The 25,032-nt window shown below is 51.8% G+C and carries 17 protein-coding genes; 3 read left to right on the top strand and 14 right to left on the bottom strand.

Annotated elements, in window-relative coordinates; translation table 11 throughout:
* Positions 1-40: 40 nt before the first annotated feature.
* The 4 genes from acnA to topA form a co-directional block, all read right to left on the bottom strand.
* Entirely contained in the window at positions 41-2,713 is a 2,673-nt protein-coding gene (gene acnA / locus KGA69_RS16430; protein WP_213292472.1) for an aconitate hydratase AcnA, read from the bottom strand.
* A gap of 380 nt (positions 2,714-3,093) precedes the next feature.
* Positions 3,094-3,252: a YmiA family putative membrane protein gene (locus tag KGA69_RS16425; protein WP_072056445.1), complete on the bottom strand. Its 159-nt coding sequence runs from the start codon at positions 3,250-3,252 to the stop codon at positions 3,094-3,096.
* A 245-nt stretch (positions 3,253-3,497) separates the two neighbouring features.
* Positions 3,498-4,472 carry an HTH-type transcriptional regulator CysB gene (gene cysB, locus KGA69_RS16420; protein ID WP_015705738.1) on the bottom strand — a complete coding sequence of 325 codons (975 nt, stop codon included), beginning with the start codon at positions 4,470-4,472 and terminating at the stop codon, positions 3,498-3,500.
* A 312-nt stretch (positions 4,473-4,784) separates the two neighbouring features.
* Positions 4,785-7,382: a type I DNA topoisomerase gene (gene topA, locus KGA69_RS16415; RefSeq protein WP_045393156.1), complete on the bottom strand. Its 2,598-nt coding sequence runs from the start codon at positions 7,380-7,382 to the stop codon at positions 4,785-4,787.
* 410 nt (positions 7,383-7,792) lie between these two features.
* Here topA and KGA69_RS16410 point away from each other — a divergent pair, with 410 nt between their 5' ends.
* Positions 7,793-8,044: a YciN family protein gene (locus KGA69_RS16410; RefSeq protein WP_015366222.1), complete on the top strand. Its 252-nt coding sequence runs from the start codon at positions 7,793-7,795 to the stop codon at positions 8,042-8,044.
* An 82-nt stretch (positions 8,045-8,126) separates the two neighbouring features.
* Here KGA69_RS16410 and sohB read toward each other — a convergent pair whose 3' ends face one another.
* Positions 8,127-9,173, bottom strand: coding sequence for a protease SohB (gene sohB, locus KGA69_RS16405; protein WP_063447169.1), 1,047 nt, complete (start codon positions 9,171-9,173; stop codon positions 8,127-8,129).
* A 252-nt stretch (positions 9,174-9,425) separates the two neighbouring features.
* Here sohB and KGA69_RS16400 point away from each other — a divergent pair, with 252 nt between their 5' ends.
* Positions 9,426-10,187 carry a YciK family oxidoreductase gene (locus KGA69_RS16400; RefSeq protein WP_015366220.1) on the top strand — a complete coding sequence of 254 codons (762 nt, stop codon included), beginning with the start codon at positions 9,426-9,428 and terminating at the stop codon, positions 10,185-10,187.
* Positions 10,184-10,774, top strand: a complete 591-nt coding sequence (gene cobO, locus KGA69_RS16395) for a cob(I)yrinic acid a,c-diamide adenosyltransferase (protein WP_045393160.1) — start codon at positions 10,184-10,186, stop codon at positions 10,772-10,774. Before KGA69_RS16400 ends, cobO begins: the two co-directional genes overlap by 4 nt.
* On the opposite strand, the gene KGA69_RS16390 is transcribed toward cobO, so the two are convergent.
* The 9 genes from KGA69_RS16390 to rnm form a co-directional block, all read right to left on the bottom strand.
* The gene (locus KGA69_RS16390) at positions 10,746-11,720 is read right to left on the bottom strand and encodes a helix-turn-helix transcriptional regulator (RefSeq protein WP_047050029.1); all 975 of its coding nucleotides are present in this window, start codon (positions 11,718-11,720) and stop codon (positions 10,746-10,748) included. The two genes, cobO and KGA69_RS16390, sit on opposite strands and share 29 nt — an antisense overlap.
* A 22-nt stretch (positions 11,721-11,742) precedes the next feature.
* Positions 11,743-14,094 carry a beta-glucosidase family protein gene (locus KGA69_RS16385; RefSeq protein WP_213292471.1) on the bottom strand — a complete coding sequence of 784 codons (2,352 nt, stop codon included), beginning with the start codon at positions 14,092-14,094 and terminating at the stop codon, positions 11,743-11,745.
* Between the two features lie 18 nt (positions 14,095-14,112).
* On the bottom strand, positions 14,113-15,474 hold the full coding sequence (locus KGA69_RS16380; RefSeq protein WP_045393167.1) for an MFS transporter: 1,362 nt from the start codon (positions 15,472-15,474) through the stop codon (positions 14,113-14,115).
* A gap of 178 nt (positions 15,475-15,652) precedes the next feature.
* Positions 15,653-16,555, bottom strand: a complete 903-nt coding sequence (gene rluB, locus KGA69_RS16375) for a 23S rRNA pseudouridine(2605) synthase RluB (RefSeq protein ID WP_045393170.1) — start codon at positions 16,553-16,555, stop codon at positions 15,653-15,655.
* 207 nt (positions 16,556-16,762) lie between these two features.
* Positions 16,763-19,345: an EAL domain-containing protein gene (locus tag KGA69_RS16370; RefSeq protein ID WP_213292470.1), complete on the bottom strand. Its 2,583-nt coding sequence runs from the start codon at positions 19,343-19,345 to the stop codon at positions 16,763-16,765.
* Positions 19,346-19,372: 27 nt separating this feature from the next.
* Positions 19,373-21,778: a bifunctional diguanylate cyclase/phosphodiesterase gene (locus KGA69_RS16365; protein ID WP_223683752.1), complete on the bottom strand. Its 2,406-nt coding sequence runs from the start codon at positions 21,776-21,778 to the stop codon at positions 19,373-19,375.
* Between the two features lie 141 nt (positions 21,779-21,919).
* Entirely contained in the window at positions 21,920-23,347 is a 1,428-nt protein-coding gene (locus tag KGA69_RS16360) for a GGDEF domain-containing protein (RefSeq protein WP_213292468.1), read from the bottom strand.
* A gap of 149 nt (positions 23,348-23,496) precedes the next feature.
* Positions 23,497-24,117: an L-threonylcarbamoyladenylate synthase gene (locus tag KGA69_RS16355; protein ID WP_020078571.1), complete on the bottom strand. Its 621-nt coding sequence runs from the start codon at positions 24,115-24,117 to the stop codon at positions 23,497-23,499.
* A complete protein-coding gene (gene rnm, locus KGA69_RS16350) occupies positions 24,114-24,995 on the bottom strand; it encodes an RNase RNM (protein ID WP_047066979.1) in 882 nt (293 codons plus the stop codon). The genes KGA69_RS16355 and rnm overlap by 4 nt, the downstream gene beginning before the upstream one ends.
* Between the last annotated feature and the right edge of the window lie 37 nt (positions 24,996-25,032).

Here is a 25,032-nt window from a genome sequence, read left to right as displayed (position 1 = left end):
TCCAGAATGAATCAGGGCCAGCATTCGCTGGCCCTTTCTTTTACAGCATATTACGAATCACATAATGCAGAATGCCGTCATTCTGATAGTAGGTAAGTTCAGTCGCGGTATCGATACGACAGCGACACTGAATGACCTCCTGCTGTCCATCGGCGCGGGTGATGGTGACTGGAACCGTTGCCGCAGGATGCAGCGCCTGCAGGTTACTGATATCGATCCGCTCTTCGCCGGTCAGCTGTAGCGTTTTACGCGTCACGCCTTGCGGAAACTCCAACGGTAATATCCCCATGCCAATAAGGTTAGAGCGGTGAATACGCTCGAAGGACTCGGCAATCACTACCCGCACGCCCAACAGACGCGGCCCTTTTGCCGCCCAGTCGCGGCTGGAACCTGAACCATATTCTTTACCGGCAATCACCGCCAGAGGCGTGCCCTCGGCTTTATACAGCATAGCCGCATCGTAGATGGCAACAGGCTGCGTGTCTGGTAAATGACGCGTCATCCCCCCTTCCACGCCCGGCACCATTTCGTTACGGATACGAATATTGGCAAAGGTACCGCGCATCATCACCTCATGGTTGCCACGTCGTGAACCATAAGAGTTGAAATCGGCGCGCGCCACGCCGTGCTCCTGCAAATAGCGTCCTGCAGGGCTGTCTGCCTTGATACTTCCTGCCGGAGAGATATGGTCGGTGGTCACCGAATCGCCTAACATCGCCAGGATCCGCGCGCCGTGAATATCTTCTACCGGTTTCGGCTCAACGCCCATCTCATCAAAGAATGGCGACAGGCGAATATAGGTAGAGTCATCCTGCCAGCGATAGGTATCGGAACGGTCTACCTGAATAGCTTTCCACTCCTCGGTACCTTCGAAGACTTCGGCATATTCTTTACGGAACATCTCGGTGGAAACCTGCTGCACCGCGCGAGCAATCTCCTCGCCGCTCGGCCAGATATCCTTCAGGAACACCGGCTTACCGTCTTTACCAACCCCAAGCGGTTCACGGGTCAGGTCAATGTTCATATTGCCAGCCAGCGCATAGGCCACGACCAGCGGTGGCGACGCCAGCCAGTTGGTTTTCACCAACGGATGGATACGACCTTCGAAGTTGCGGTTACCGGAGAGCACCGCCCCCACGGTCAGGTCACCTTTTTTAATTGCCTCTTCGATAGGTTCCGGCAGCGGCCCGGAGTTACCGATACAGGTTGTACAACCATACCCTACGAGGTTAAAGCCCAATTCATCGAGATAAGGCGTCAAACCGGCATGCGCCAGATAATCGGAAACCACTTTCGAACCCGGCGCCAGCGAGGCTTTCACCCACGGCTGCGGTTTCAGGCCGCGCTCAACGGCGTTCTTCGCCAGCAGGCCGGCGGCCATCAACACGCTCGGGTTGGAAGTATTGGTACATGAAGTGATTGCCGCAATCGCCACCGCGCCTTCCGGCAGCGAATAGCGTTGCCCATTGAGAGTATAATCAACCGGCTGACGCGATTTTTGCGTTTGATTCACTTCCAGTTCGTTGCTGGCGGCAAACGCTTTCGGCACATCGCCCAACGCGACGCGGTCCTGCGGCCGTTTCGGCCCGGCGAGGCTGGCCTCAACCGTACCCATATCCAGCGCCAGGGTGCTGGTGAATACCGGCTCATCGCCCGTCTGGCGCCACATCCCCTGCGCTTTGGCATAAGCTTCAACCAATGCCACCTGCTCTTCGCTGCGCCCGCTCAGGCGCATATAGCTGAGGGTTACCGCATCGATCGGGAAGAAGCCGCAGGTCGCGCCATATTCTGGCGACATATTCGCAATGGTGGCCCGGTCGGCCAGCGGTAAGGAGTCGAGACCGTCGCCGTAGAATTCTACGAACTTGCCAACCACACCATGTTTGCGCAGCATCTGGGTCACTGTCAGCACCAGGTCAGTCGCGGTGATCCCCTCACGCAGTTTACCGGTCAGCTTGAAACCGACGACATCAGGTATGAGCATGGATACCGGCTGCCCAAGCATCGCCGCTTCCGCTTCAATCCCGCCGACGCCCCACCCTAATACGCCCAGACCGTTAATCATGGTGGTGTGCGAATCGGTACCCACCAGCGTATCCGGGTAAGCCACCCATTCGCCATCCTGTAGTTCGCTCCACACGGCACGGCCGAGATATTCAAGGTTCACCTGGTGGCAGATCCCGGTTCCCGGCGGCACAACGCTAAAGCGGCTGAAGGCCTGCTGCCCCCAGCGCAGGAAAGCATAACGTTCGTGGTTTCGCTCCATTTCAAGGCGCACGTTATCTTCAAAGGCGTTTTCATTACCAAAACGGTCCACCGTTACCGAGTGGTCAATCACCAGGTCAACCGGCGAGAGCGGATTCACCTTTGCCGTATCGCCGCCCAGCCGTTTTACCGCTTCACGCATGGCGGCTAAATCGACCACCGCCGGTACGCCGGTAAAATCCTGCATCAATACGCGCGCCGGACGATAGGCTATTTCGCGGTCGGCATGCGCTTTCTGCAGCCAGCCGGCCAGCGCCTGAATATCTTGTTCCGTCACCGAGTCGCCATCCTGCCAGCGCAGGAGGTTTTCAAGCAGAACTTTGAGGGATTTGGGCAGTCGGGTGAGATCGCCCAGTTGTTTAGCGGCCAGCGCCAGGCTGTAGTAATGGTAGGTTTTGTCTTTGACCTGTAGCGTATCCTTACTGGCTGCTCGTAGTGTTGACGACATAGCTCCTCCTTTATCACAGGGATGCATGCCCTGAACTCCTCAGGGTCTTTATTAAAGATAACACAAACTTGACATAACACTTTGATAACAACTCAAATTGCTAAAATTGACAAAACCATACAGTTCAGAAATTTTGAAGATAACAGTGTTACAGCACGGAGATATTTGATGAGGTTGAGTAAGTTCCGATCCTATTCTCTGAACGGGAAAAGAAAAAGAGCTAATCACGGATAGACAATGATTAGCTCAGGATGGATTAACATTTAAAGCTGATAAGTCGGAAAATAATTTCTTCCACCGTGTTCCACAATTCCGGGTGCTAATTTTACCAACCTCCTTTTGTCACAAAAGTGAAATATAACCTTCTCTGATAAACTGCTTTAGCTAATAATCCAGATGAATAATGCAACGATGCACCAGAAAGCGCTAAGCCCCATCAGTAGTGAGCCCCAGACCTGACTGCGCAGCGTTGGATCGATTTCCGCTTTGTGACGTTCATACGACATCGCGAGCTTTGCATAATCGATATTGTTTATCATTTCATCACCACCAATTGCTAAAATCATCAGGTACAGATAAATCTTAATAAGATATATAAAATAGATCCAGCTAATTCAGGAACAGGTAAAAGGCTTTTAACCGTTATTTTGATCGCAGCGGGTATATTGGAGAAATAACGAAGTGAAAATCCGTAGAAATGTGATTACAACGAGGTTTATAAGTTCTGATAAGGTCCATAATAGAAAATGGCACTCCCCGGAGGAAATGCCATTTATCAATTCGATTATTTTTCCGGCAGTTTAATATCTTTGAACATGGCCTCTATATCCTCATTCGAACGTAGCGCCACGGCCGTATCGACCACATCTCGCGTCAAATGCGGCGCAAAACGTTGAATAAAATCATACATATAACTTCTGAGGAAGGTGCTTCGGCGGAAGCCTATCTTGGTGGTGCTGTGGCTGAAAATACCATTGGCATCGAGTTTTACCAGGTCTGGATCGGACACGGGATCGACCGCCATGCTGGCAATAACTCCAACGCCAAGCCCTAAGCGCACATAGGTTTTGATAACATCGGCATCAGTCGCCGTGAAGACGATACGCGGAGTCAGCCCGGCGCGATTAAACGCGGTATCCAACTCAGAACGTCCGGTGAAGCCGAAGGTATAAGTTACCAGCGGATACTGCGCCAGCTCTTCAATGGTCACCGAACCTTTCGAAGCGAGCGGGTGGTCCGGCGTCACCACAATTGAACGGTTCCAGTGATAGCACGGCAGCATCACCAAATCGTCGTACAGATGCAGCGCTTCGGTAGCAATGGCAAAGTCGGCATTACCCTTCGAAACCGCTTCTGCAATCTGCGTCGGCGACCCCTGATGCATATGCAAAGAGACCCGAGGATAACGCTCAATAAAGCCTTTAATCACTCCAGGGAGCGCGTAACGCGCCTGCGTATGGGTGGTGGCAACGTACAACGAGCCCTTATCCGGCCAGGTGTGCTCGCCTGCCACGGATTTAATGGCCTCAACTTTAGATAACACTTCACGCGCGATGCGAATAATTTCCTGACCGGCTGGAGTGACCTGAGTTAAATGCTTACCGCTGCGGGCAAATATCTGAATTCCCAACTCATCTTCCAGCATGCGTACCTGCTTGCTGATGCCTGGCTGTGAAGTATACAAGCCTTCGGCGGTAGAGGAGACATTCAGGTTATGGTTAACAACCTCAACGATGTAGCGGAGTTGCTGTAGTTTCATGGCTGATATCCGTAAACGCGTCAAATGAATCCGCTTAATACCCATTACGTTCAGACTGCTGCCTGCCGGCGGCAAAATGCCAGAGATGCCCTGCGGCACGCCGAACCTGCGCCACAACGCGTGCTGAGACCGATGGTGTATAAGACGATTTAATAATAAAAAAGTGATTCGCTATAACCACTATATCATTTATATCTACAGTGTATAGATGGTAACAAAAAATAATAAGTCGGTTATAAAGCGACAATGACGAGGCGGTAGTGCGAGGAAAATCGAAGAAAGAATGGGCCGCATCGCGGCCCATTCAGAAGGTTACTTTTTCGCTTCAGTCCATTTACCGTCGATAAAGAAGGCGGACCAGCCGGTCGCTTTACCCTCTTTCTCGGAGGAAACGTACTGTTGCTTGGTCTTACGACTAAAGCGTACCAGCGTTTTATTGCCCTCAGGATCCTGCTGCGGCGCATCGGCCAGATAACGCAGCTTTTCAGGCAGACGATCGCGGAAGCGGTACAACTCTTCCACTAACGGCGCACGTGTTTCACGTGATTTCGGGAAGGTGTTTGCCGCCAGGAAAACGCCCGCCGCGCCATCGCGCAGGACGAAATAAGCGTCGGACTTCTCGCAGGGCAGTTCCGGTAAAGGCACCGGATCTTCCTTCGGCGGAGCCACTTCGCCATTACGCAGGATCTTACGCGTATTTTTACATTCGTCATTGGTGCAAGCCATGTACTTACCAAAACGCCCCATTTTGAGGTGCATTTCGGAACCACATTTCTCACACTCCACGATAGGGCCGTCATAGCCTTTGATACGGAACTCGCCCTCTTCAATCTCGTAGCCGTCGCAGGTCGGGTTGTTACCGCAGACATGCAGTTTACGCTTCGGATCGATAAGATAGCTGTCCATCGCGGTGCCGCATTTCTGACAGCGACGTTTAGCGCGCAGCGCGTTGGTTTCGGCATCATCGCCTTCCAGCACGTTGAGAACTTCGTTTTCCGGTACCAGGTTAATGGTGGTTTTGCAACGCTCTTTCGGCGACAAAGCGTAGCCAGAGCAGCCGAGGAATACCCCGGTACTGGCGGTACGAATGCCCATTTTACGCCCGCAGGTCGGACAGTCGATGCTGGTCAGCACCATTGGGTTCGGCTGCATACCGCCTTCTTCAGGATCCTTCTCAGCCGTTTGTAGCTGGGAAGTGAAATCGCCAAAGAAGTTATCAAGCACCTGTTTCCACTCGGCCTGATGATTGGCCACCTGATCGAGGCGGTCTTCCATCTGTGCGGTAAAATCGTAGTTCATCAGATCGCGGAAGTTTTCTTCCAGACGGTCGGTGACGATTTCACCCATTTTTTCAGCGTAAAAGCGGCGGTTCTCGGCGCGTACATAACCGCGGTCCTGGATGGTCGAAATGATCGACGCATAAGTGGACGGACGACCGATGCCGCGTTTTTCCAGTTCTTTTACCAGCGAGGCTTCGCTGAAACGCGCAGGCGGTTTGGTGAAGTGCTGCGCAGGTGTCAGTTCCACCAGGCTGAGGCTGTCGCCCTGATTGACCACCGGTAACGTCCGGTCTTCATCGCCTTTACGCAGCGCTGGCATCACTTTCGTCCAGCCGTCAAAGCGCAGCGTACGACCGCGGGCTTTTAGTTTGAACTCGCCAGCCTGTACCGTCAGGGTGGTTGAGTCGTATTTTGCCGGCGTCATCTGACAGGCGACGAACTGACGCCAAATCAGTTGATATAACTTCTGCGCATCGGCTTCCATGTCTTTCAGCGATTCCGCCATCACATTCACGTCAGAAGGACGAATCGCTTCGTGCGCTTCCTGCGAGTTTTCTTTGCTGGCGTACTGATTCGCGCTTTCAGGCAAGTATTTTTTGCCGAAGTTATCGCCGATATAGCCGCGTACCATATTCAGCGCATCCTGACTCAGATTGGTAGAGTCGGTACGCATGTAGGTAATATGGCCGGCCTCATACAGACGCTGGGCCATCATCATGGTTTTCTTCACGCCGAAGCCAAGACGGGTACTGGCGGCCTGCTGCAGCGTGGAGGTGATAAACGGCGCGCCCGGCTTGCTGCTGGTCGGCTTATCTTCGCGCTCCAGCACGCTATATCGCGCTTTTTCCAGCAACGCGACGGCCGCCATGGTTTCGTCACGGTTAACCGGACGGAACGGCTTGTCATTCTTGTGAGTCACCTGCAACGGTAACGCGTCGCCGCCCGGCGTGGTAGTACTGGCGTCGATCTCCCAGAACTCTTCCGGAACGAAGGCTTTAATTTCGCGTTCGCGCTCCACGACCAGGCGGACTGCGACAGACTGCACGCGGCCAGCGGACAGACCGCGGGCAATTTTTTTCCACAGCAGTGGAGAAACCATATACCCCACCACGCGGTCCATAAAGCGGCGCGCCTGCTGGGCATTAACACGATCGATATTCAGCTCGCCCGGCTTCTCAAAGGCCTGACGAATCGCGTTTTTGGTGATTTCGTTGAACACCACGCGGCTGTACCGTTGCTCATCACCACCGATAACTTCCCGCAGGTGCCAGGCAATGGCTTCCCCTTCGCGGTCAAGGTCGGTTGCGAGATAGATGTGGTCGGCTTTTTCCGCCAACTGTTTGAGTTCTGAAACTACCTTTTCTTTACCCGGAAGTACTTCATAATGCGCATTCCAGTCGTGCCATGGGTCTACACCCATGCGGTTGACCAGAGCGCCACGTTCATCCTTTTTAGGCTTTTTAGCCCCTTTGGTGGAGGTAGAGTCGGCGCTCTTTTTGGAAGCTGAGCCACTGGTCGGCAAATCGCGGATATGACCAACGCTGGATTTCACCACGTAGTCATTACCCAGATACTTATTGATCGTTTTGGCTTTTGCCGGGGACTCAACGATAACGAGAGCTTTACCCATATTCACCTTTACCTAATTTAATTCATCCAGGAATACATCGCACATTGATTCACCATCCACTAGCGACGTGCCTGATATGTTGCGGCCACGTCGATGGATATCAACCCTCTGCACGCCCAGTTTCACATCCATAAAACCAGATAGCTGAGTTTGCTGGCTTTAGCGAGCCAGGTTGCATAGCACGAAGAATTTTTGGCCGAATGTCAAGCAAATCTGTTGCCAGATCGCTGAAAGCGTCACACTGTACCTGATAAAATTCGTTACGCAACTTTATTAGCATGCAAAAGCCAACTCCGCCAGTAAAGTGATGTTTCTTAGCCAGTTGCAATTACCCCTGCACAATCAATGGAAAATTTGCCCGTTGCCCTCTCGCGGCGTAGACTACCGGCGAAGAACTACAGGAGTCCGTTATGCAAGGTACAACCCAACCCATCGAACGCCAGGCGTTACTTGAAATTGCCAATCAACTCATTCGCGATCATGAAGATACGTTAGCCGGAATTGAAGCCACCAACGTCGTTCAGCGTAACGGGGTTTTGGTGTTCAGCGGCGAGTTTTATCTTGATGAGCAAGGTTTGCCGACAGCGAAGAGCACCGCGGTATTTAACATGTTCAAGTATCTCGCTCATGAGTTGTCAGATAAGTATCACCTGGTTGATTAATAGCCAGTCATTGATGGGCCGGCTCTCGGCTTAAGCCAGCCAGAAACAGCAACGCGAGGTATCAGCCTCGCGTTGTTTTATCTTACATTAAGGGCTTTTGCCCACGCTGCCACCAGCGAAGTAATAGACGGTCCGCGCTTTCTGCCGCGCTACCGGTAACGCGATCGAGCAACTTCTTACGCTGCTGATAACGCACGCTAATGACTTCATGGTTATCCATCATGCTCAACAGGAGTTCATCGCTGGTCTGTACCGCATCCGCCAGCCCTTTTTCCAGCGCCTGCACGCCGTACCAGTGCTCGCCGGTCGCTACCTTTTCGATATCCAGCGACGGGCGCATCTGATGTACGAAATCTTTAAAAAGCTGATGGGTTTCATTGAGATCTTCGCGGAATTTCTGCCGGCCTTCCTCGGTGTTTTCACCCAACATGGTTAACGTGCGTTTATATTGCCCGGCGGTATGGAGTTCAATATCGATGTCTTTGTTTTTCAGGAAGCGATTGATGTTGGGGATCTGCGCCACTACGCCAATCGAGCCAAGGATAGCAAACGGCGCGCAGACGATTTTGTTCGCCACGCAGGCCATCATATAGCCGCCGCTGGCAGCGACCTTATCGACCGCAACCGTCAGTGGGATCTGTTTATCACGTAAGCGCTGCAGCTGCGATGCAGCCAGGCCATAGCCGTGAACCACCCCGCCGGGGCTTTCCAGACGCACCACCACCTGGTCACGCGCCTTCGCCGAAGCCAGCACCGCCGTAATTTCTTCGCGCAGACCGCTTACCTCGTGGGCATCCATGCTGCCTTTAAAATCCAGCACCCAGATACGCGCCTTGCCGCTGGGCTCCGCGGTGCCCAATTTTGCCCGCGCTTTGGCCTCTTTGGCTTCCTGCTTATGCTTTTTCTTCTGCGCTTTATGCCAGAGTTTTTGCTGCGGGCCATCCAGCAGCGCCACCGCCAGCTCTTCTTTCATCTCCTTATATTGCTCGCTAAGATTCGTCACCCGCAGCTCGCCGCGCTGCTTCTTACGCTGTGTCAGATTAACGATAATGGCGGCGATAACCGCAATGGCAACGACGATAGTCGCAGCCTTGGCTAAAAATAAGCCGTATTGAGCAAGTAATTCCACGTTTTCACCTTGTGTAAAGCACTGACGTTGACGCACAGTGTACATCAGCCTTTATCATCAAGTCTCTGCGCTTTCCGTGCGCTGCGAGGCGCATTCCCGTTTTTTTTTGTCGCAATGAAATCGTTGCAAGATATTAATTCTGCGAAGAGTTTCCCTTTGACTGATTGCAATCATCAATCGTTTGAGGCATAAAGCGCAAAAGTAAGATACCGAATAAGATGTGGCCATAAGCAGGCCAGCAGAGGAGTCGCCGTGCACTATCAACCGCAGTATCACCTACTTAAAGACCGTATCATTCTGGTCACCGGCGCCAGCGACGGCATCGGCCGTGAAGCCGCCCTTACCTATGCGCGCTACAGCGCAAGCGTGGTACTGGTCGGCCGCAATGAAGAAAAGCTGCGCGGCGTCGCGCAAGAAATTGAACAGGCTGGCGGTATTGCGGCACGCTGGTTCACTCTCGACCTGTTGACCTGCACGCCTCAGGAGTGCCAGCAACTGGCGCAGAAAATCGCCATTCACTACCCGCGTCTCGACGGCGTATTGCACAACGCGGGCCTGCTTGGCGACGTATGTCCGATGGACCAGCAGGATCCTGAGGTATGGCAGCAGGTGATGCAGGTGAACGTTAATGGCACTTTTATGCTCACCCAGGCGCTTCTTCCTTTATTACTCAAGTCTGATTCCGGTTCGCTGGTGTTTACCTCTTCCAGCGTTGGCCGCCAGGGCCGCGCCAACTGGGGCGCTTACGCGGCCTCGAAATTCGCCACCGAAGGGATGATGCAGGTACTGGCCGAAGAGTACCAAAGCCGTCATCTGCGGGTAAATTGTATTAATCCTGGCGGGACGCGCACCAAAATGCGCGCCAGCGCTTTCCCGACCGAAGATCCGCAAAAACTGAAAACCCCTGCCGATATCATGCCGGTCTATTTATGGCTGATGGGCGACGATAGCCGACGTAAAACCGGTATGACCTTTGATGCCCAGCCAGGGCGTAAACCAGGGATATCCCAATGAGCGATCAACGTTACCGCGAGCGCCAGCAGCGGGTAAAAGACAAAGTCGATGCGCGGGTCGCCGCCGCCCAGCAAGAACGCGGGCTGATCATGGTATTTACCGGAAACGGCAAAGGCAAAACTACCGCCGCCTTCGGTACCGTCACCCGCGCGGTTGGACACGGCAAAAAAGCCGGCGTGGTGCAATTCATCAAAGGTACCTGGCCTAACGGCGAGCGTAATTTACTGGAGCCGCACGGCGTCGAGTTTCAGGTAATGGCCACTGGATTTACCTGGGATACGCAAAATCGCGAAAGCGATACCGCTGCCTGCCTCGATGTCTGGCAGCACGGGCGGCGTATGCTGGCCGACGACAGCCTGGATCTGGTACTACTGGATGAACTTACCTACATGGTGGCCTATGACTATCTGCCGCTGGAAGAGGTGCTGACGGCGCTGAGAAACCGCCCTGCGCATCAAACGGTGATGATTACCGGGCGCGGCTGCCATCGCGAAATTATCGAGTTAGCCGATACCGTCAGCGAGCTACGCCCGATAAAGCATGCCTTTGACGCGGGGGTTAAAGCGCAGATGGGGATTGATTACTAACCGCCAGCCGCGCCAGCAGTTGGCCGTTTAATGGCAGGCATACACAGTCCTCGCCAAGCGCCAGCTGCTGGTCGAGGACGTTTTGCCGCGAAACAAAGCGTTTACGGTACTCGGTCGGCGTCAGTCCGCAGTATTTGTTAAAGGCGGCGATCAGGTATTTGTGCTCCTGAAAACCGCAGCTATGGCTGATTTCGGTGATCGGCGTACGCGTATCCCGCAGCAGATTACGGGCCTTATTCAGCCGTACCAGGGTCAGATACTCTTTAAAGTTGTAACGACTCACCCGCTTAAACAGCCGGGAAAACCACGAATAGCTCATGCCGCTGTGCTCGGCCACTTCGCTCAACGTCAGTGGCCGATCGTAATGCAGATTAATATAATCAATGCCTTTTTTAATCATCGACTCTTCGCGTAGCGAGCTCTCTTCGCGCTCCTGCGGCTCCCCTGCCGTCACCAGCGCATCAAGCAGTAAATAAATCGCCGCGATGCGCTGGAATGGCGTACGGTTATCGACGAGCTGTTGCAGCAGCGCCGTTAGCCGCTGTCGCACCTGCCAATCCGCGTTCTGCGCAATACGTCCGGCGGTACACCACTCCAGCCGTGGAGAGGGATGCATTTCATCAAACAGACCTGGCGAAAATTGCACGGTGACCAGCTGGCTACCGGCCACCTCCGCGCTGAGTGAATGCACTTCCTCCGCGTTGATATACAGCATATCGCCCTCGCGCAATAGCCACTCCCGCTGACCGACAGCCAGCGTAAAACCGCCATGAAGGACGGTGATAAGCTCCGGCGCCGGGTGCCAGTGAGGTTCGCAGTAGCGTACCTCGGCGGCAAAGACGTTGAGTTTCTCGGCGTCGAAGGCGATCAGCTCGTAGCCGCTATTGGTCGCCGGCTGCCCGCTTTGCGTTACCTGACGAGGATGCGTCACTGAAAACGGGAACACGGATTACCTCCTGAACTTTTGTTTATTGATGACCCGCCAGCACGGCATTGAGTTCATCGCGATCGATATCCAGCGCCAGGAATTCAGTCAATGCAATCAGCAAACCACAGAACAGATCCGGGGCCAGGCGGATAAGCTTTTCCCGTACCAGGTCTGGCGCTACACCGCTTTTCGCCGATATCAGCGTCACCACGCGGGCAAAGGCTTCCGGCTGTTGAATAAGCTGCTGGAGAGAATTGTCGTCGCGCAGCGGTACGTAGCGCGCAGGGCAATCAATCTCAACGCTTGCCGTTAATGGAAGATCGCGTGACGAAGCGCCCACGTAGATTTGCCACTGCCCAGGGGTCACCAGCCAATCCGCCAGCCCCGGATGATAGCAGGCTAAATCAGCGACAGGCAGTGCGAGCTCGACCCGACGCGTTTCTCCCGCCAGCAACGGCACTTTGCTAAAGGCTTTCAGCGCGCGAACCTCGCGGATAAGCTCCCCCTTCGGGGCCGCAACGTAGAGTTGTACAATCTCTTTGCCCTCATAGTCGCCGGTATTCGTTAAATCAAACGCTACATACAGGGTGTCGCCTTCGGCAAGCCGCGCTGTGGAAAGCGAAAGATTGGCATAGCTGAATTGGGTATAGCTCAGGCCAAAGCCAAACGGGAAAAGAGGCGTAAGGCGACGTTTATCATAATAGCGATAGCCGACAAATAGCCCTTCGCCATAATGATGGCGCAGGTTTTCCCCAGGATACTGCAGCCAGGCGGGCGTCTCTTCGAGCGTATTTGGCACCGTGACGGTCAGCTTACCGCAGGGGTTGCGCTTACCGAAGAGAATTTCAGCAACGGCGCGCCCCATCCCCTGTCCGGCAAAGAAGGTTTCCAGCAGCGCCCGGCATTCGCCAAGCCATGGCATCACCACCGCATCGCTGTTGGCCAACACCACCACCACGTTCGGCTGTACCGCAGCGACCTCGCGGATCAGCTGTTCGTGCGCGGGGAGAATATTCAGATCCTGGCGATCGCCATTTTCGCCATCTTCGCCAACCGCCGTGCTGACAAAAACCACTGCCACATCGGCGGCCCCGGCAACATCGCGCGCCTGCGCCAGAGCCTGCTTGTCGCTTTGGTTGTCGTCTGGCGCGCCCGGCGACCACGTAACCTTAAAGTCGTCCCCGGCAAGATCGAAAATCTCATCCAGCGGACGGTCGAGCAAATACGGAACCGTGGTGGCACAACCTGAGCCCTGAATAACCGGCTCCTGTGCGGGCTTACCGATCACCGCGATGCGCGGAGTTTTATCTGGTTTCAGCGGCAGCAGGTTGTCTTCATTTTTCAGCAATACGATGGATTCTGCCGCTAAACGCTGCGATAACGCATGGTGTGCGGCAAAGTCAGCGCGCATTTGCGGCCGGCGATGTCGTTGTACTTTATCGACCAGCTCCAGCATCCGCAAACAAGCCCGGTCAACCACCGACATCGGTACCTCGCCGCGGGTGATGGCCGCCAGCAGGGTTTGTTTGTCCCGGCGGGTTTCCGGCATCGCCAGGTCGTTGCCGGCAAGCAGCGATGCCGGACGGTCTTTAATACCGTACCAGTCGGACATCACCAGACCGTCATATCCCCATTCATCACGCAATACCTGGGTCAGTAAGAACGGATCCTGCGATGTTTGGACGCCATTAAGACGGTTATAAGAAGACATCACCGTCCACGGCCGGGATTTGGCAATCGCTCGTTGAAATCCGGCGAGATAGATTTCACGCAGCGCTCGCTCCTCAATAATCGAATCCATTTCGGTACGCCGATACTCGGAGTTATTGGCGGCAAAATGTTTAAGGCTGGCGCCGACGCCTTCGGCCTGTAAGCCGTTAATTAGCGCCGCAGCGATATCACCGCTGACGATCGGGTCTTCAGAGTAGTATTCATAGCCGCGTCCAGCCAGCGGGGTGCGCCGAATGTTAATTCCCGGCCCCAATAGAATGCCCACCCCCATCTGTTGGCATTCGCGACCCAGCGCTTCCCCCATCTCCCGTACCAGTTCAACATCCCAGCTACAGGCCAGACTGGAGCCATTCGGAAAACAGGTGGCCGGCAGCGACGCGCTGAACAACGCTTCACTGCCGCCCTTCGCGACAGGCTCATCGGCGCTGGCCTGGTCGGCGGTTTGAGTAATCACCGAGATGAAGTCATCCATGCTCCACTTTTCATTACCATCTATTTGCGCGCTGCTATAGCGCACGCCGTAGGTACCATCGGTCATCACGATATCGGGGATACCATGCTGCGGCAACGAAGCCGTGCGCCACAGGCCGCTGCCGGTCAGCAGCGCCACTTTTTCCTCTGCCGTCATGGCGGCGATAAGGGTACTAAAATCGTTATTCATCTCTCTGACTCCTTGAGGTTAAAGCGCGTTTTGCTTACGCAGGCTGATTTTTTGCACAATATCGCGATAGGTTTTTTCATCCAACGAATAGCAGGCCACGAAGATGGCGCTGATGGCGAACATCGCGCCGGGGAAAAGCGTCATCAGAATATTGATGCCATTAATTGCATCGCTGGTCACATTACCCGCATCATAGTGATAGAGATCCAGCATCCAGCCCGCACAACCGCCGCCAATCGCCATCGCAATTTTGGTGATGAAGTTAAAGAAACCGTAGATTGCGCCTTCAGAGCGTACGCCGTGATGCCATTCAGCATATTCGACGGTGTCGGCAATCATCGACCACATGGCGACAAAGCCCATGCCTAGCGTAATGCTGTAAAGGCACACGCCAATCATTATCAGCCACAGATTATTACCGGCGATAAAATATTGCATCAGCACTCCCAGCACGCCAATTAACAATGCCAGTAGCGCCATTTTCTTTTTCCCCATTAGCGCAATCACTTTCTCGGAAACAATGGTACCAATGATATAAGCGCCTGACTGAACCATGAAGAAAGTAGCGGTGAAACCTTCGCTGCCGATGATGTATTTAATAAAGTAAATGGCGATCGCCATCCATACGGTATAAGCGATATAGAAAAATACGGTAAATAATGACAGATGAATTAGTGGCGCATTACCTAATACCGCACGGAACATTTCCCGAAGCGTCGGCGCATTCATTTTATCCTCTTCGCCAACTCGCTCCGTGGTCATGGCAAAACAGGCAAGAAACATAAAAGTCGCTAACAGCGCAAAACAGGAAACGGCAAAGACATAGCCCATTTGTTTATCGTTAAAAGGCGAAATCAGCCAGTCGGCGGTCGTGGAAACAATCAGATAGCCGACAATCGCCAACACAAAGCGGTATACCGACAGCGACGAGCGCGAGGCTTCATGCTGCGTCAGGCGGTTGGTCAATGCCGAATAAGGCGTGTTAACCGCCGTATAGGCCAGACAATAAATGGTATAAGAAGCAAGCGCGAAATAAAATTTAGCCTCCCCGCCAAACGGCACAAAACACAGCACGGTTAAAAAACCTAACGGTATTGCACCATATAATAGCCAGGGACGCAGTTTGCCATATTTACTCTGCGTCTTATCAATTGCAAAGCCAATCAGGATATTAAATATTGCGTCAATCACCCGGGCAATCACAAAGATCAGGCTCGCTTGTACCGCGCTGATGCCATAAATATTCGTATAAAAAAACAGTAGGAATAAAGAGACAAAACCGAACGATAAATTAGAGGCGAAATCACCTAAGCCATAGCCTATCTTTTCTTTTACGCCGATGACCACATAGCTTGCCGATAACTTTGTTGTTGTACTCATTGCGGGCTACCTGTTTTGTAATCAGTGCCAACAGTATATGGCGACGCTAATAACATCACTTTGCGTTATTTGTCTGCGTAATTCCTGTTTCTTGTCTTTATGCAAAAGTGTGAAAAATGTCACAAGCGAAGGGATAAAGGAGGAGCGTTCCGGCGGGAGACCGCCGGAACGGACAGCATTAGCCGTTAGTCTTGTTGCGGGTGCTGGAACGGCGGTTACCGTTATTACCCTGACGCGGATTGCCGCTGGTCTGGCTATGACGCTTGACGGCACGGCGAATCTGATTCGCTTTCATGCGACGGCGATCTTTCTCCACCGCCACTTTGCTTTCGGTTTCCGCCGGCAGCTCCACCAGTTCACGCAGATAGTTGGTCTGAGCCAAATCCAGTTCCGTCCAGCCGCCGCGCGGCAGGCCTTTCGGCAGCAGAATATCGCCGTAGCGTACGCGGATAAGACGGCTAACCTGAACGCCGACCGCTTCCCACAGGCGACGCACTTCGCGGTTGCGGCCTTCGGTCAGAGTGACGTTATACCATTGGTTGATCCCTTCACCGCCGGTGAACTTAATCGTTTTAAATGCTGCAGGGCCATCTTCTAACTGTACCCCACGCGCCAGCTGGCGCAGTTTGTCTTCATCAACCTGGCCGAAAACGCGAACGGCGTACTCACGCTCGACTTCGCGGCTTGGGTGCATCAAACGGTTCGCCAGTTCACCATCGGTGGTAAACAGCAGCAGGCCGCAGGTGTTCACATCAAGGCGACCTACCGCGATCCAGCGCGCGCCGCGCAGTTTCGGCAGACGGTCAAATACCGTCGGGCGCCCTTCCGGGTCGTTACGGGTGCAGAGTTCGCCTTCTGGTTTGTAATAGGCCAATACCCGGCAAATCTGCTCGGCAGATTCTTTTACCGAAATAAGATGACCGTCGATACGAATTTTCAAACCAGGTACGATTTCTACGCGATCGCCGAGGGTTGCGACCTTACCATCCACGCTGACGCGGCCAGCTTCGATGATAGTTTCAATTTCACGGCGGGAGCCATGGCCAGCACGAGCCAGCACTTTCTGTAATTTCTCGCTCATAGAGCTTCCTTTAGGTGTCGCCTTCCCAGGCGTCTGATATGCTTTGGCGACAACAGGTCATTAAAAACATCAACCTGTTGTTATATAAACACTTTACACAATTTAAGGCGCCATTCGTCAGCGCTGTAAAACAGCGCGCGCGCCTGCGTGGGCGAACATACTACACTAACTTCAAAATGAATGCTTCACTGCGATACATTTCTCCGTCTATTGCTCATCATCCGCCGTCAGCGAACTTGCCTGGATGGGAAAGTGGGTAAATGGCGCCGGATGACCAAATAGATAACCTTGCGCTTTCTGGCAGCCGAGGTCGCGTAACTGGTTTTTTATCGCCTCATCTTCAATACCCTCAACAACAACAGGCACCTTAAAACCCTGAGCCAGCACAATCAACGATGCAATCATCGATTCTGCTTTATCCTCATCGGCAAATTGGCAAATCAGTCGGCGGTCAATTTTGATGCTATCAAATGACAGCGAGTGTAAATAAGACAGGCTGGATAAATTGACGCCAAAATCATCCAGCGCTACGGCAATACCATGGCGGCGCAGATAAGCAATCATTCGACTAATTCTGGCAGCATCATTCATCAGTAACCGTTCGGTTATCTCAAGACAAATATTGCCCGTGACCAGACCATGACGATAGATAACATCCATCAAATGCCAGGCAAAATCCTGTTGCAGAAGCTGAATCGCCGATACGTTGATATGCAGTATAAAGTTCGCCGGCGCCCCACGGCGAATCATAGCGGAGAGTTCACGACAGGCCTCTTCAATAATCCAGCGCCCTAACGGGATTATCAGCCCACTCTCTTCCGCCAGGGGAATGAAACGATCGGGTGGAATTTCCCCTTCCGCTTCAGAGCACCAGCGAAGCAAGCACTCTCCTTCCTGAAAAGCGCTCTGATCCTGTAAATCCACAATCGGCTGCAGCACCAGATGAAATTCATGATGCTGGATCGCGTCATGAAGAGACTCATGAAGTTGGATATTATAAAGCTCGGCCTCATGCATCTCACCGCTGAAAAATGTCGCGACGCCATTTCCCTGTTTCTGCGCATGGCGTAGGGCAATCCACGCCTCACGCAGCGTTTGTTCAATATTCTCTTCGCGGATCTCAGCCGTAACCAGGCCTATATTCCCGGTATAAACGTATTTGTTTGCCGTAAGAGACGCTTCATTTTTGACGTCGATAAACAGTGAGGAAAGCAGTTCGCTGTAGCGCCGACGCTCTTTTGGCTGAGTTTGCCCTGGAAAAACCACGATAAGCTTATCCACTTTATCGCGGGCGATCAGCGTATTCGTCGGCAACAAATTACGCAGGCGAAGAATATAATCGCTGATGAATTTTTCACCATACTCCGTACTTAATGAATTGATAACCGTGTTCATGTTGCTGATATGCAGCAACGCAAGTAAATTTCTGCTTTGATATAACGATGCTTGCCGTAATAATCCGGCCCGCGTCAATAAGCCCGTTGGTTGATCTTCCTCTATTTCGCGCCGCTGAGCGTCGAAGCTTTCCGCTAACTGGTACGACAGCGCCATGAAGGTAGTTTCCAGAGAGGCAATTTCCGGGAAATGACGCTTATTATCGGGAGGCAACCAGCGGTGAGTCACCAGTTGTTCTGCTTTACGTACGATATCCCGAAGTGGCTTAACCGCGCGGGATAAGCCACAAAACACCACCAGCAGACCAAGCGAAAAAATGATAAACAACATGCCCATAGTGATGGCTATATATTTTATTATGGTACGAGTAATCATTCTCGCCGGACTAATCACGATCCCTGTCCAGTGTAATAAACCATCACGATCGGTGATAGGGAAAGCATCAATGTAATATTCCTCGTTGCCGGAGGTGAAAAAATGCACTCCGGATTGCTGGTGTGCTTTTAAGATACGACTCGCGGCCACTAGCACCGGTAAATGGGTGTTCTCCAGCGTGGGCAGATTAAGGCTCGAATGTTTTCCTCCCGCCAGCATACTTCGGGTCAACGAGGGGACGGATGAGGAAATTAACTCATTACTTTCATTAACAATGAGTAAAATACTGTCTGGATGAGGTTTGAATTTTTCCAAGCTTTTATTTAATTCGTTGAGGTGCAACTCGCTGGCCACTACGCCAACAAACTGCCCGGCGCGGTTGAAAGCCGGTGAACTGAACGCGACGCCAATTTCATTATCATACTCATAATCGCGAAAGGGTTTTGTCCAGTGAGAACTCTGGTCTTTAGCAACCGCCGCATACCATTCGCGCTGCGTTATTTGATAATCCGGTAGCACCGCTTTTACCAATGAATTCACAGTGAGATGACTATACACCGTCAGATGATGAGCTGTTCGCGCATCTTTTACCGCAAGATAATCATTCGACGCGACTTTACCATGTGCCGCCTGAAGGAAATCGCCATTCACCGCGCCAAATTCAACCAGATTGAGATAATGTTTGTTGCTGAATACGTTATTGGTGATATTGACCATTTCTCCAATCAAACTGCGAACCGGGATCGCCGCACTGGATTGGCGCCCAATGGCATGGACCAGTATCGCATTCGCTTGTACGGGAACATCAATATAATCGTGGATAACTTCCTCGATATTGACTCTTTTCGCGCGCAGAATATCAGCACTCACCTCATCAAAAAAAGCATAACCTTCGTAGTAAAGAAAAGCATATGTCGTCAGCAGCACGACGATAATTGTCGTAACTAAAGTAAATATGATGGCCTGCGTTAAGGTGAACGGGTAGCTGTTGACCGAAAGCTGTTTTTTTAATATTTGCATCGTTATTATCGCCGTTTGTCTGGCACATCACTCGGGGTCAACAACAAATAAACCATTAGTAAATTCAAAGCTATCAAACGTTTTCGGCCGGGAATAATAATACCCCTGCGCCAAATCACAGCCCATCTCCTGCAGTTTTTCCGCCATTTCGCACGTTTCAACGCCTTCGGCCACCAGAGGCACGGAAAAGCTTCGAGCCAGCATTAACACCGAGGCGATAACCGCTTCATTTTTTTTGTCGTCAAGCACATTGCTGACAAACCCACGGTCGATCTTCAAACAATCAAACGGCAGTGAATGCAGATATGAAAGGCTGGAGTAACCGGAGCCAAAATCATCAATCGCGACGCAAACGCCAAGGCGGCGTAAATAAGCCAGTATCTCGACAATTCGCCACGTGTCTTGTAGCAAGACGCTTTCGGTGATTTCAAGGCAAATATTACTGTTCATCAAATCACAAGCGTGAATTGATTCCAGCAGATGCTGAGCAAAATCAGGTTGCTGAAGCTGAATTGGCGAGATATTGACGTGAAGTTTAAAATCCCGTGGCGCGCCGCGCGCGATAAACGCGGCAAGTTCACGACAGGCGGTTTCAATTATCCATTTCCCTAACGGCACAATCATGCCGGTGTTCTCGGCGAGGGAAATGAATTTATCGGGCGGCACGAAGCCAAGCACATTGGATTGCCAGCGAACCAGGCATTCACCTTCTTTACAAGGGCGCAGCGATTCAAATGCGACGATCGGCTGCATAACCAAATGAAAACCTTCTGAACGGAGATCATCGCATAACGCCTGATGCAGACGCAGATTATTGACTTCCTCTTCACGCATAGCGACGGTGAAAAGTTTACTCATGCCGCTACGCTGCATTTGAGCATGCTGTAAAGCCAGGCTAACATTCATCAGACATTCGCTGATATTCTCTGGCGTGAGCGACTCAATCAACATGCCAATATGGCCTGTAAATATATGCGATTCACCCGGCATATCAGAAGTAGACATACGAAAAACGGAAGCAATTAGCGCACTATACCAGGCAACATCTTTTTCGGCATAAATGCCGTCAAAAGCAATGATGAACAAGTCTTCGCGATCGCGGCAACATAGCGCCCCTGCAGGCAACATTTTGCGAATGCGTAAAGCAAACTGATGAATAAACTGCCGCGCCTGGGCGGTACCAAGTACATGCTTTACCGAGTTGTAATTGTTGACGTGAATCATCGCCAACATATTGCGGTGATAGTAAAGAGATTCACAATTCAGTAGACCACTACGGGTTAAAAAGCCGGTTTCGCTATCCTCTTCCAGTTTCCGGCGTTTCAATTCAAACGTATCAGGAATAATTGAACAAAGATTGCTCAAGGCCGTATCCAGTGACGCTATTTCCGGAAATACTCGTTTAGTTTGTTTCTTCCACGGCATCAATCCGAGACGCACTTTATCTGCAACATCCTTTAAGGCGCCGGTAAAATGCGAAATAATCATCAGTAGAACCAACATCAAAATAAAAATAAACAGCGTCGTGGTGAAGGTCAAAAGTAGACGCTGCTTATTCATTTCAGCCATTTCCGCATGCTGCGGGGCGATAAGAACCGCCTTCCAGTTCAACAGATGTTGGCTGTCCTGCACGCTAAAGGCGGTCGCCAGCAAAGTCTTCTCCCCAGCACGTAAGGAAAATGACGTTGGCGACGGTGGCGCGGAAGTCAGTTTTTCTATCAGTTGGCGATCCTGCTGCCAGATCTGTTGGTTACCGGTACGCGCGACAATACGATTGTTGTCATCAATAAGCAGGAGAGCATAGCTTTTGTCCGGCAGGAGACTCTGTAAATAAGCGGTCATATCTGCGGGTGTGGCGCCACTGGCGATCGCCCCGACAAAGCGACCTTGCTTGTCGTACACCGGCTGGTTCCAGCTCATGATGATGCTGCCGGTAGAGAGGGAGCGTTGCCAGAAACCGCTCGTTTGCTGGCGTGCGCGGCGAAACTGCGGAAAATCAGCGACATTAAAGGCGTGATTAACTTTGACAATATTGGTCTGCGGGCTTAAACCGCTGTATTTTACCAGGGAGTGATGATTATCGCGCTGGGTTCGCTGCAAATAAATTTGATTACTGTGATTGTCGCGAATGACAGCAATACAGGCGCCATTTTCTGCAAACCACGACAGGCTTTGAAAGGCAGGCATGGTTTTAAACGCGCTCGCGGTCAAATACACCATTTCAGGAACCAAAGCATCCTTATCGATATTGTTACCTTCCCCCTGAATATATTGTAAAAATAGATTCGTTATTTGTCGCGGGCGGTCAACGGCATCCTCAAGTTTATGCTGAATCAACGCATACTGAGTTCCGATGATTTTTTTATCAATGGCGGTACTGACCTGACGCGACTGATAGTTAAACAGGCCGGTCAGGCTGACAATAATCAGCATTAACGCCAGCAGTGAAACAACCAGCACGCTTTTCACCAGGGTGATGGGATAAGTATTTGGGGTCAGTTTGAGCATAAATTAACTGTATTCAATCACAAGTAAAAGGTCATTATTATTGAGTTTCACCAGCTTAAATCTCGACTATGAGCCGGTAACATTGTTATTTATTAGAGGAGAGGCGCTGATACGATTGCGCCCCGTTTTTTTAGACTGATAAAGATAGCTATCTGCCTCAGATAATAACCGATCAAAGCTGTCAACAATATTCCAGCGCATCACCTGCCCGTAGCTAAGACCAATACTGACGGTTAGCGATAAATTCGCACTTTGCCAGGCAATATTCATCTCTTCAATCGCCTGACGAATATCTTCAGCTAAACGATAGCCATCTTCACCCGGTTTTCCCGTCATTACCACGGCAAACTCTTCACCGCCCAGTCGGGCAATCACCCCTCGATCGGCTACAGTGTTTTTGACCCGCCGGGCGAAAGTCATCAAAACATTATCGCCACAATCATGGCCCCAGGTGTCGTTAATTTTTTTAAAATGGTCAATATCAAGCACCAGCACGTTTAGCGACGTCTCATTGTCCGTTACTTCTAGTTCCCGCAGATGTTCATAAAGACCAAAACGAGAATGAACCCGGGTCAGGTAATCGTAGCGAACCTGTCGCGATAGCTGTTTCACCATCTTGTTGACCGCCTCCACGCTGACCGCGACGATAACCGGACTAATGGCAATAGATGCGATGCCAAGGCGCGTGGAGATAATCATAGGCAGAAATGACGTCATGTTCGATTCAATAGCGTGCCGGTCGATCAGCATCATTTCCACCATACCGGAGCACAAAGTCAGCAAGCAGGTTGTTGATAATGAATAGTTTAGCGCGCACCAAATTAACGCCGGAAGAATCATCGCCAGCGTTCCCATACTTCCCGTCACTCCGCTGAGAATAGAGACCAGCAGCGAGGCCATTAACATGCCAACCGGTACTAACCGCCGCAAAGTCAATGGGCTAAAAAACTCTTTTTTCTGACACAACAGCGTAAAAGGTAGAATGAGCACACTAGTGGTAAACTCCTCGCTAAACCAAACAGGATAGATTTGCCAGAATTCAGCGTGAATACCGCAGGAATAAATATAACTCCCCAGGGCTGAACATATTAACGCGGAGATAAAACAATAGCTGTAAATTCGAAAGATGGTTATTTTTAAATTATCTTCATCTGCCTTCTCTTCTCTGATTATCAGCCAGTACATTATTAACATAAATAGCAAATCGGAGAAATCCACCAGAATACTATAGACTCCTCGCTCACCCGTAGCAAAGCTTGATAATAGCATTGCGGCTAAAACAACTGCGGCGTATTTTTTATAACGCAACGCCTTATTCCTGATAAATAATCCGACAATGACCGCATTCAGTGGCCAGAACAAAGCAATATCGCTATGGCGTATAGCTTTTCCCACCAGATATAAAGTAACGGTAATGCTTGAAAGCATGAAAAAATTGAATAGCACTTTCTCCCTCTTAATAACATCAGAGGGTTGAATAGTCAGCTTATGCATAATGTTGAGTTTCTTTCTGGAAGCGATATCAATGAGTAATATCGTAAGCAGGCTAATAATATACCAGGAAAGAAATGACTCAATATGAAAGGTGTTTTAAATTAAATTTAAGCCGCGGGCGGCGGGTGAAACGCCGCCCGCGAGAAGCATCACAGGAAGGGTTTGATATCACCGACGCCTTCACGCAGCACCACCGGAGCGTCTTCGGTCAGGTCGATAACCGTCGTCGGCTGCTGGCCGAGATAACCGCCGTGAATAATCAGATCGACCACCTTCTCCAGACGGTCTTTAATCTCTTCCGGATCGGACTCCGTGAATTCATTACCTGGCAGCATTAATGATGTCGAAAGCATCGGCTCGCCAAGCGTTTCCAGCAGCATCTGGGCGATAGGGTTCGCCGGCACGCGCATACCAATGGTTTTACGCTTTTCTTGCAACAGGCGTCGCGGCACCTCTTTCGTTCCCTTAAGAATGAACGTGTAGTTGCCCGGCGTGTTGTTTTTGATTAGACGAAACGCCACGTTATCGACAAACGCGTAGGTCGACAACTCGGAGAGATCGCGGCACATCAGGGTGAAATTGTGGCCATCCGGCAACTGACGGATACGGCAGATCCGCTCCATCGCCCCTTTATCTTCGATTTTGCAACCCAGGGCATAGCCAGAGTCCGTTGGATAAACGATAACCCCGCCCTTACGCACGATTTCCACCGCCTGATTAATCAACCGCGCCTGCGGATTATCGGGATGGATATAGAAAAACTGGCTCATACTTCCCTCTCAATTTGTTCAGCGGCCACTTCCCAACTGCGCCAGATCCCTTCCACGCCAGCGGGTAGCCAAAGTTTACGCCCCAGTTCAATCCACGGGCAGGGCTGGTGGAAATCTGAACCCTGCGACGCCATCAAACCAAACTGTTTCGCGTAGCTCGCCAGCTGCGCGCGCTCATGCGGCGCCTGCTGACATTGGGCGACCTCCATCGCGTCGCCGCCCTGCTCGCTAAAATGGGCCAACAGCCGTTTCAACCATTTGGCGGAAAGATCGTAGCGCCCTGGGTGGGCGATCACCGCTTTGCCGCCAGAATGATGAATGACATCAATCGCTTGTTTTATTGTACACCACTGCGGCGGAACGTATCCGGTTTTCCCGCGGGCGAGATATTTTTTGAATACGTCGGCGATATTGCCGGCGAAACCCGCTTCAACCAAAAAGCGCGCGAAATGGCCGCGGGTGACCGCGCCGCCATCGGCGAGCTTTAACGCCCCTTCCCAGGCGCCGGGGATACGCGCTTTCTCCAACCGTTCGGCAATCATCCGCCCGCGCTGGTTGCGCCGCTCTTTCTGTTCGCAAAGGAGTTGCGTCATCGCCGGATGGTCGATATCAATATTCAGTCCGACGATATGAATTTCGTGATTTTCCCATAGGGTGGAAATTTCTACCCCGGTGATAAGCGTGAGCGGCAGTCCAGCCCGCGCAATTTCGGCACGTGCCGCCGGTATGGCCGCCACGCTATCGTGATCGGTGATAGCCAGCGTACCCACCCGCATCTCATGCGCGCGGTGTACCAACTCTTCTGGAGTCAATCGCCCATCGGAGGCGACGGTATGGCTGTGCAGGTCATAAATGACCGCGTAATTAGTGTCGCTCAAGATGGCTCCTGGTGGACCTGAACTGAAATAAGCGCAT

The organism is Klebsiella sp. A52, from assembly GCF_018388785.1.
GTDB lineage: Bacteria > Pseudomonadota > Gammaproteobacteria > Enterobacterales > Enterobacteriaceae > Klebsiella > Klebsiella aerogenes.
Note: the sequence above shows the minus strand (reverse complement) of the source record. Positions and strands in the feature narration are given on the sequence as shown.

What these genes read in the sequence shown, in the direction of transcription:
- KGA69_RS16355 (WP_020078571.1), bottom strand. Translation starts at nt 24,117, where the DNA reads ATGAGCCAGTTTTTCTATATCCATCCCGATAATCCGCAGGCGCGGTTG.
- KGA69_RS16365 (WP_223683752.1), bottom strand. Translation starts at nt 21,778, where the DNA reads ATGCTGATTATTGTCAGCCTGACCGGCCTGTTTAACTATCAGTCGCGT.
- KGA69_RS16380 (WP_045393167.1), bottom strand. Translation starts at nt 15,474, where the DNA reads ATGAGTACAACAACAAAGTTATCGGCAAGCTATGTGGTCATCGGCGTA.
- KGA69_RS16385 (WP_213292471.1), bottom strand. Translation starts at nt 14,094, where the DNA reads ATGAATAACGATTTTAGTACCCTTATCGCCGCCATGACGGCAGAGGAA.
- KGA69_RS16410 (WP_015366222.1), top strand. Translation starts at nt 7,793, where the DNA reads ATGCAAGGTACAACCCAACCCATCGAACGCCAGGCGTTACTTGAAATT.
- cysB (WP_015705738.1), bottom strand. Translation starts at nt 4,472, where the DNA reads ATGAAACTACAGCAACTCCGCTACATCGTTGAGGTTGTTAACCATAAC.
- KGA69_RS16360 (WP_213292468.1), bottom strand. Translation starts at nt 23,347, where the DNA reads ATGCATAAGCTGACTATTCAACCCTCTGATGTTATTAAGAGGGAGAAA.
- KGA69_RS16425 (WP_072056445.1), bottom strand. Translation starts at nt 3,252, where the DNA reads ATGATAAACAATATCGATTATGCAAAGCTCGCGATGTCGTATGAACGT.
- KGA69_RS16370 (WP_213292470.1), bottom strand. Translation starts at nt 19,345, where the DNA reads ATGCAAATATTAAAAAAACAGCTTTCGGTCAACAGCTACCCGTTCACC.
- rluB (WP_045393170.1), bottom strand. Translation starts at nt 16,555, where the DNA reads ATGAGCGAGAAATTACAGAAAGTGCTGGCTCGTGCTGGCCATGGCTCC.
- topA (WP_045393156.1), bottom strand. Translation starts at nt 7,382, where the DNA reads ATGGGTAAAGCTCTCGTTATCGTTGAGTCCCCGGCAAAAGCCAAAACG.
- acnA (WP_213292472.1), bottom strand. Translation starts at nt 2,713, where the DNA reads ATGTCGTCAACACTACGAGCAGCCAGTAAGGATACGCTACAGGTCAAA.
- cobO (WP_045393160.1), top strand. Translation starts at nt 10,184, where the DNA reads ATGAGCGATCAACGTTACCGCGAGCGCCAGCAGCGGGTAAAAGACAAA.